5 protein-coding genes are annotated in these 8,026 nt (G+C 67.9%); 3 read left to right on the top strand and 2 right to left on the bottom strand.

Translation table 11 applies throughout. From position 1 onward, the window contains the following. Nucleotides 1-1,775, top strand: a 1,775-nt coding sequence (locus ACMO6A_RS08360; RefSeq protein WP_418471086.1) for an acetyl-CoA carboxylase carboxyltransferase subunit alpha, incomplete at its 5' end; no start/stop codon positions are given. An 8-nt stretch (nucleotides 1,776-1,783) separates the two neighbouring features. Here ACMO6A_RS08360 and ACMO6A_RS08355 read toward each other — a convergent pair. Continuing rightward, entirely contained in the window at nucleotides 1,784-5,053 is a 3,270-nt protein-coding gene (locus tag ACMO6A_RS08355; RefSeq protein ID WP_418471085.1) for an SNF2-related protein, read from the bottom strand. A gap of 191 nt (nucleotides 5,054-5,244) precedes the next feature. Between ACMO6A_RS08355 and ACMO6A_RS08350 the strand changes: the two genes are divergently transcribed. Next, complete coding sequence (locus ACMO6A_RS08350; protein WP_009304153.1) at nucleotides 5,245-6,438, top strand: MFS transporter; 1,194 nt, start codon at nucleotides 5,245-5,247, stop codon at nucleotides 6,436-6,438. A gap of 57 nt (nucleotides 6,439-6,495) precedes the next feature. Then, nucleotides 6,496-7,560 (top strand): GNAT family N-acetyltransferase, encoded by a 1,065-nt coding sequence (locus tag ACMO6A_RS08345; protein WP_009304154.1) that lies wholly within the window; start codon nucleotides 6,496-6,498, stop codon nucleotides 7,558-7,560. On the opposite strand, the gene ACMO6A_RS08340 is transcribed toward ACMO6A_RS08345, so the two are convergent. Then, on the bottom strand, nucleotides 7,557-8,026 hold a 470-nt coding region (locus ACMO6A_RS08340; protein ID WP_418471084.1), incomplete at its 5' end, for an NUDIX hydrolase. The genes ACMO6A_RS08345 and ACMO6A_RS08340 overlap by 4 nt on opposite strands.

Below are 8,026 nucleotides of genomic sequence, written 5' to 3'. Positions count from 1 at the left end.
ACGACTTGCTGGATGCGGACAGCTTCGTGGAATGGAACCGCACGGTTCCCGAAACCGACCCGCTCGAGTTCCCCGGCTACCTGGGCAAGCTCGAGGCTCAGCGCGAGAAGACGGGTCTGGAGGAGGGCGTGCGCACCGGCGTCGGACGTATCGCGGGCTTGCGCGTGGCCATCGGCATCATGGAGTCGCAGTTCTTCATGGGCTCGATGGGCTCGGTCGTGGGCGAGAAGGTGGCGCGGCTCGTGGAGCGCGCGACCGACGAGCGTCTGCCCGTGGTGGTGTTCACCGCGTCGGGCGGCGCGCGCATGCAGGAGGGTCTCGTGTCACTCATGCAGATGGCGAAGGTGTCGTGCGCGCTGGAGCGCCATGCTGCGGCGAAGCTCCCCTACATCTCGGTGCTCACCGATCCCACGACGGGCGGCGTGACCGCGTCGTTCGCCATGCAGGGCGACGTGATCCTGGCCGAGCCGCGCGCGCTGATCGGCTTCGCGGGCCAGCGCGTCATCAAGGACACCATCAAGCAGGAGCTGCCCGAAGGCTTCCAGACGGCCGAGTTCGCGCTGGATCACGGGCTGATCGACGCCATCGTGGAGCGCGGCGAGCTGCGCAGCGTGCTGGCTCACTTGCTGGCGTTGCACCTTGCCACGGCATCGGCTGTGCGCGGCGAGCAGGAGCACGAGCCGGGCGATCGCGATATCCTCGTCAGCTACGAGGCGGTGCGCGAGAACCTGGCCAGCGGCACCGATACGTACAACACGGTGACGTACGGCGATTTGACCGTGGGCGGCGGCTTGCCTTTCGCCGGAGGGGTGGACTCGGCGCGCGCCAAGCTGCGCGGGCGCATGGCGGCCGTCACCGAGCGCTTCGACCGCCGCGGCTCCTCCATGCGCAAGCGTTTGGAGAAGGCGCTCAGCACGGGCGGTTTCGATGCGGAGGCCGGCGTGTCTTTGGAGGACGCGTCCGCTGCGGCGCGCGAGGCCACTGCGCCCACGTCGAACCGCGCATGGGAGAGCGTTCAGTTGGCGCGCAACGTGCATCGTCCCACGGCGCTCGCCTACATCGACTCGTTCGTGGACGGGTTCATCGAGCTGCACGGCGATCGCATGTTCGGCGACGACGGCGCCGTGGTGTGCGGCCTCGGCTGGATCGGGGGTCGCGCGGTGACGGTGATCGCGCAAGAGAAAGGACGCGACCTCAAAGAGCGCATCGCGCGCAACTTCGGCTGCCCGCAGCCGGAGGGCTACCGCAAATCTTTGCGCCTCATGCGTCAGGCCGAGAAGTTCGGCCGCCCCGTGGTGTGCCTCGTGGACACGCAAGGCGCGTTCTGCGGCATGGAGGCCGAGGAGCGCGGGCAGGGCAACGCCATCGCCGACAACCTGCTGGCGCTCGCGGGCCTGCGCGTGCCCGTGGTGAGCGTGCTGTTGGGCGAGGGCGGCTCGGGCGGCGCGCTGGCGCTGGCGCTGGCCGATCGCGTGGCCATGCAGGAGCACGCGGTGTACTCGGTGCTGTCGCCGGAGGGCTTCGCGTCCATCCTGTGGAAGGATCGCACGCGCGCCGCCGAGGCGGCCGCCGTCATGAAGATGAGCGCGGCCGAAGCCTGCGAGATGGGTATCGTGGACGCCGTGCTGTCCGAAGGAGCGGGCCCTGCGCATGAGAACCCCGAGCAGGCGGCCGAGGGCGTGCGCTCCTACGTGTGCGCCACGCTTGACGAGCTATGCGCAACGCCGACCGACGAGCTGCTGCGAGCCCGCTACGAACGCTTCGGCAAGTTCTAAGCCGCGCCTCATCCGTCCAGCAAATCGAGCAGCTCCTCCTGGCTCAGGCTCGCCAGCGACACGCCGCCGGCGCCGATCACCTGGTCGGCGAGGTCGGTCTTCGCATCCTGCAAATGCAGGATGCGCTCTTCGACGTTGTCCTTCGCGATGACCTTGTGGACGCTCACCACCTGCGTCTGGCCGATGCGGTGCGCGCGGTCGGTGGCCTGGTTCTGCGCAGCGGCGTTCCACCAGGGGTCGGCGTGCACCACCACCGACGCGCCGGTGAGGTTGAGCCCGGTGCCACCCGCTTTGAGCGACACGAGGAACACGGGCGTGTCGTCGTCGTTGAACGCGTTCACCAGATCGAGCCGGCGCTTCTTCGGCGTGGTTCCCGTGATGGTGAAGTAGGGCACGCCGTGCGCGTCCAGCACTTCGGCGATCAGCGAAAGGAAGCTTGTGAACTGGGAGAACACAAGCGTCTTCTCGCCGGCGTCCATGGCCGATTCCACGATCTCTGCGATGGCGTCCAGCTTTGCCGCGTGCCCGGCGTAGTTCTCGTACAGAAGGCGCGGGTCGCAGCACAGCTGGCGCAGCTTCGTCAGCTCGGCGAGCACCTCCACTTTGCGCTCGTGGAACTGCTTGTTGTTGCGGTTGTTCTTCTGCAGGGTCAGCGCGTCGCGCAGCTGCTGCTCGTGGGCGGCGTACAGGCGCTGCTGCTCGGCCTCCATGGGGACGTACACCACCGATTCCAGCTTGTCGGGCAAGTCTTGCAGCACGTCGGCCTTCAAGCGGCGCAGCATGAACGGTGCCACGAGGGAGCGCAGACGGCGGGCGGCGTCCTCGTCGCCTCCGGTGATGTCCAGCTCGAAGTGCTCGCGGAAGCGCATGTAGGATCCCAGAAGCCCGGGCATGAGGAAGTCGAAGATGCTCCACAGCTCGCTCAGACGGTTCTCCATCGGCGTTCCGGTCAGCGCGAAGCGGTGGCGCGCCCGCACGCGCTTCGCGGCGCGCGCCGTCTTGGTGGCGTGGTTCTTCACGTACTGCGCCTCGTCGAGCGCGCAGCAGTAGAATTCGCGCCGGGCGAAGTCCTCCGCGTCGATGCGCAGCAGGTCGTAGGAGGTGATCAGCACGTCGCAGCAGCGCCCGTCGCGGGCAAGCTCGCTTTCGCGTGCGTCTCTCTCGCACGCCTCGGCGCGGATGCGCATGCGCTCGCGCTTGGCGCCCACCGCGGCGCGCACGTCTAGGGTCGGGGCGAAGCGCTCGAACTCGGCCATCCAGTTGTACACGAGGGAGGCGGGGCACACGATGAGGCTGGGCCCAACGGCGCGCGCCTCGCTCTGGCGTGCCAGCAGAAACGCGATGAGCTGCACCGACTTGCCCAGGCCCATCTCGTCGGCCAGGATGCCGCCGAGATCGCGGTCGGCCAACGCGCTCATCCAGCGCAGCCCTTCCGCCTGGTAGGGGCGCAGCGTGGCGGCCAGCTGGTCGGGCACCGGGCACGGCTCGCCGGCCGATGCCCGGAAGCTTTCCAGGTAGCGCATGAACGAGCGGTTGCGCTCTGCGCCCTTGAACTGCTCGTCGAGGTAGAACGCGTGGTAGGCGGGAAGCTCCACCGCGCCTGCGGCCAGCTGTTTGGGCGTGAAGCCGAAGTCCTCCGCAAGGTGGTCGAGCTGAGCGAGGTCGTACTCCGTCAGATCGAGGTACGCACCGCTCTTCAGACGGTGGAAGCGCTTGCGCCGCCGGTAGCTCGCCAGCAGCGCCGCCACCTCGGCCGGGGGCAGGTCGTCGGTGGACACGGCCAGGTTGATGAGGTTGCCCGCCAGCGAGATGCCCACCGAGATGCGTGGCTTCTTGTCTACGAGCAGCCGGTCGAACGCGGGCGTGGTGAACGCCTGGCCCAGCGCCTGGAACTGGACAAGGCCGCCGAACACGAGGTCGGCCACCGCCGTCTCGTCGCTCAGCATGATGGATGGGGGAGCTTCTAATGTGTCGAAATACTGCTTGACCAGCCGCCTCGCGCGACCCTCCAGCTTCTCGTCGCGCAGGGGGCCCGCCTCGTCGCGAGCGGGGGAGTCGAGCAGCGGATAGCGGCGTTCGCCGTACACGGCTTGCGCGTCGCAGGTGACGTCGCGGTCGGTCTTGTCGAAGTAGAACTCCAGCTTGCACGGCACGGGGCGGAACAGCCCGATCTCGGTCGGCGTTTCCACATGGAGGCGCTTCTCGATGGCGGGCAGCACGGTGGCGCAGAACAGGGGCATGTCGGCGAGGCTGACGAACAGGCGGGCATCGTCGTTCTCGTACACGGTGCGCAGGAAGCCCGCCGTGCGCGCGAAGTCGGCCGAGCAGCGGAAGAACGTCTCGCCCTGCCACAGGTACATGCGGTCGCCCTGCGCCACGAAAGGCAGCTCGTCGGCTTCGATGGCGTAGCCGCCGTCGTCGGTGCGCCGCACCGAGACCTCGACATCGGGGTCGGCGCTGACGACATGCGCGCGGGTGAGGGAGCGCGTTCCGTAGTCGGTGCCTTCGACGGTGAAGGGGCGGCCGTCCAGCAGATCCAACAGCTCGATGAGCTCGTAGTCCGACAGGTCGAGGTCGCGTCCGATCTCGTCGCGTCCGCGGTAGCGCCAAAACGCGCTGCCGGTGGCCTGCTCGCGCAGCGCCACGGCGCGGTCGAGGAACCGGGCGATGGGGCGCGCCGACTCGGCGAGCATCGCCGGGACGTGCGTGAACGCGAGCTTCTTGCCGTAGGAGAACCGCTCGCCGCGCCGCATGCGGCCGACGAAGTCCGAGATGCTCTTCATGACGTAGGAGCCCTGGGGGCCGACGACCTTGAAGTGCGCCGACCACGACCGATAGCCGTACACGACGGTTGCTTCCAGATCGATGCCGCCCTGTTCCTCAGCTTCTGCAGCGGCTTTGCTGCGCTCCATGAGCTCGAGCAGGCATGAAGACGTGGTCGGCGCGCGATGGGCTCGGTAGCCCATGAACTTCTCAGGCGCGTCCAGATACGTCAACGCCAGAGCCACGCAGTGCTTGCACATGCCGTCATACTCGCGGTAGGCGGGGCAGGTGCAGGCGTAGTCGACCAGGTCGCCTTCGTCCTCGTCGAAGGTGACGGAGGTGCGGTAACGGTCGTTCCAGCCGCTGCTGCTGGCAACGAACGCGGACAGCGTGGTCTCGGGAGGGTTGTAGCGGACCTGCTTTGTGAGGATGTTGCGGTCGGAGGCTGCGATGGACCGTGCCCGTTGCAACGTGCGCGCATGGCAGTGCCTGCTGATGTCGTCTTCGGATAGCATGCGGTGCGGCGGCCCTCCCTCGAAAGCATTGCAGAACATCCGTACAATGGTACCAGAAATCCAGAACCGTGCGCGCCGCGTTGGGCGAACGCGGGTGTTCCCTGCGTCCGTTCGGAATGCTATGCTGTCCGCAATCGCTCCTCGCAGGGAAGAGCGCGGGTGTAATTCGCGGTGAACGAACGGATGGTGCCATGCTCGCGCATGCAGTCGACGCGTCGGAATCCTCGCAGCCTCGGCAAGGGGTGCGAGGCCTCGTCATCGCCACGTTCGCCTTCGTCACCGTGTTCGCCGCTTCGGCTGTGCCTATCCCTTTGTACTCCGAGTACAAAGGGGCGATCGGGCTCACCGACGCCGACATCTCCGCCACCATGCTCATGTACCTGTTCGGCGTCGTGCTGACGCTGTTCTTGTCGGGATCGCTGTCCGATGCGGCGGGACGGCGCCCCTTGGCGGCGGCGTCGCTGCTGCTTGCCATGCTCGGTTGTTTCCTGTTCTTGAGAGCGGCCGATCCGACGATCGTGCTGGTTGCGCGAGCCGTGCAGGGCGTGTCGTGCGGCTTGGCCATGAGCGCCGTTTCGGCGCTGGTCGTCGATTCCGCCGTGGGGCGCTACGAGGGGTTCGGGCTGGCGGTGGCCGGTTGCGGCGCGCTGCTGGGCGTGATGGCGGGCTCGCTGGCCGTGGGGTTCTTGTCCTTGGTCACCCAACAGCACGCGCTGATCTATTGGATCATGATCGCGTTGCTGGCGCTGGGCGCGATCCTCATTCCCGCGGCTCCCGAAACGGTCGTCAGCCGCGTGCCGCTGCGAACCGCCTGCAAGCCGGTGATCGGCGTGGATGCGAAGCTGCGTGGTGTGCTGCCCATCGCCGCGTGCGCCTACGTCGCGTCGTGGGGCGTGGGCACGTTCTTCCAATCGTTCAGCTCGCCGGTGGCGGCGGAATGCTTCGGTTCGAGCGACCCGTTCATGGCATCGGCTATCCTCGCGCTGTCGATGGCGCCCAGCGCGTTGGGGGCGCCGCTTGAGGCGCGCATGCCGTCGGGCGTGTCGTTGCGTGTTTCGATGGCGGCGCTCCTCGTGTTCACGTGCGCGATGTGCGTAGCGATGGCGGCCGGGGCTTTGGGCGCTTTCCTCGTGCTGGTGGCGTTGTTCGGCCTGTCCACGGGCATGTGCCTGTCGGGCAGCCTGCGCCTCTTGTTCGCGCGGGCCGACATGCGCAGCACGGCGACGGTGGTGTCGACCATCAATCTCATCGGCTACACGGGATCGGCGGTTCTTAGCGGGATGATGGGCGCGCTCGTGGGCGCGACGACGCTCGTGGGCGTGCTTGCGGCGCTGGCCATGTTCGCGGCCGTCGCCACGGTTCTAGTGTTCGCGCGCACGCGCTAACGCAGCGGAGTCGCGGGCTTTGCTATACTGGGTTTTTCGACGAAACGAGGACGAGCGATGCCGATAGCCGTGAGCGCATGCCTGCTGGGGGAGCCGTGCCGCTACGATGGGAAGTCGCGTCCCTGCGAGGACGTGCTGAAGCTGCACGACGCTTGCGAGATGGTTCCCGTGTGCCCCGAGGTGCTGGGCGGGCTGCCTGTGCCGCATGCCCCCTGCGAGATCGCCGCCGCCGAGCGCGCGCTGCGCGTGACGGACGCGGACGGGGTCGACGTCACGGACGCGTTTTTGGCCGGAGCCGCCAAGACGGTGGAGCTGGCGAAGGAGCAGGGGTGCAAGCTGGCCGTGCTCAAGGCGAAGAGCCCTTCGTGCGGATGCGGCCTCGTGTACGACGGCGCGTTCGCCGGCGAGCTCGTGCCCGGTTACGGCGTGGCGGCGCGCGCCTTGCGCGAGGCGGGCGTGCGGGTGCTCGACGAGGTGTGGTTCGCGGCTTGTGTTCGGGCCGGCGAGGCGCGGCATCCCGGTTGTCCGCCGGCGATTCTGGCGGAGACGTCGGGGGAGTGCCCTGCGCTCGAGACCGAGCGCCTCGTGCTGCGCCCGCTCGTTTCCGACGATATCGACGACGTGTACGCCTACTGCAGCGATCCCGCCGTCGGGCCCGATGCCGGATGGGCCCCGCACCGCACGCGCGAGGACTCGCGCATGTTCGTGGAGGTGATCGCGAGCGAGCCTCATGTGTTCGGCATCTTCGAGAAGACGGGCGCGGGGACGGGAGCCACGGGGCCGTGCATCGGGTCGATCGGCCTCATCCGCGATCCGCAGCGGCGCAACGTCGACTGCCTCATGCTGGGCTATGCGCTCGCGCGCACGGCATGGGGGCGGGGCTGCATGACCGAGGCGGCGGACGAGATGCTGCGCTACGGCTTCGAGGAGCTGGGGCTTGGCCTGATCACGTGCACGCACTACACGTTCAACGATCGTTCGCGCCGCGTGATCGAGAAGGCGGGCTTCGTCCACGAGGGCACCATCCACGGCGCCGAAGCAACCCCCGACGGCCTCATGCAGGACTTCGAATCGTACTATCTTCCCCGCGAGCTTTGGGATGAGGCGAAGGGACGGGGCTAACGTCTCATTTCGAGGTCGACCGCGGCCAGCTTGTCGACGAGCTTGCGGTAGATCCGGTCGCGCATCCACGGTTCCGTCGATGCGGCCAGCGCCTCGTCGAGGTCCATCCAGCGCACGCCGCTGTTCTCGTCGGGCTTGACGCGCAGCGGGTCGTCGGGCGACGCGACGGCCAGATACGTCACGTTGAGGTGTACATGCGAGCTGACGTAGCGCCCGCGTTTCTCGTGCCCGTCCACGGTGAGCACCTCGAGCGAGAAGATGTTCCCCGGCCCGCACGGCACGATGCGCGCGTCGGCGACGCCGGTCTCCTCCTCCAATTCGCGCAGCGCCACCTGTTCCAGGTCGCGCTCTCCGTCGGCGTGCCCGCCTATCCAGCTCCACGACCCGTACGTGTTGTGGAACACCATGAGCGTCTTGGTCGCGGTCGGGTCGACCGTCCAGATCGAGCACGTCATATGCGCGAGCG

Source organism: Eggerthella sp., assembly GCF_048329335.1.
Taxonomy (GTDB): Bacteria; Actinomycetota; Coriobacteriia; order Coriobacteriales; family Eggerthellaceae; genus Eggerthella; species Eggerthella lenta.
The sequence above is the reverse complement of the archived record's forward strand: the minus strand, read 5'-3'. Positions and strand labels throughout refer to the sequence as shown.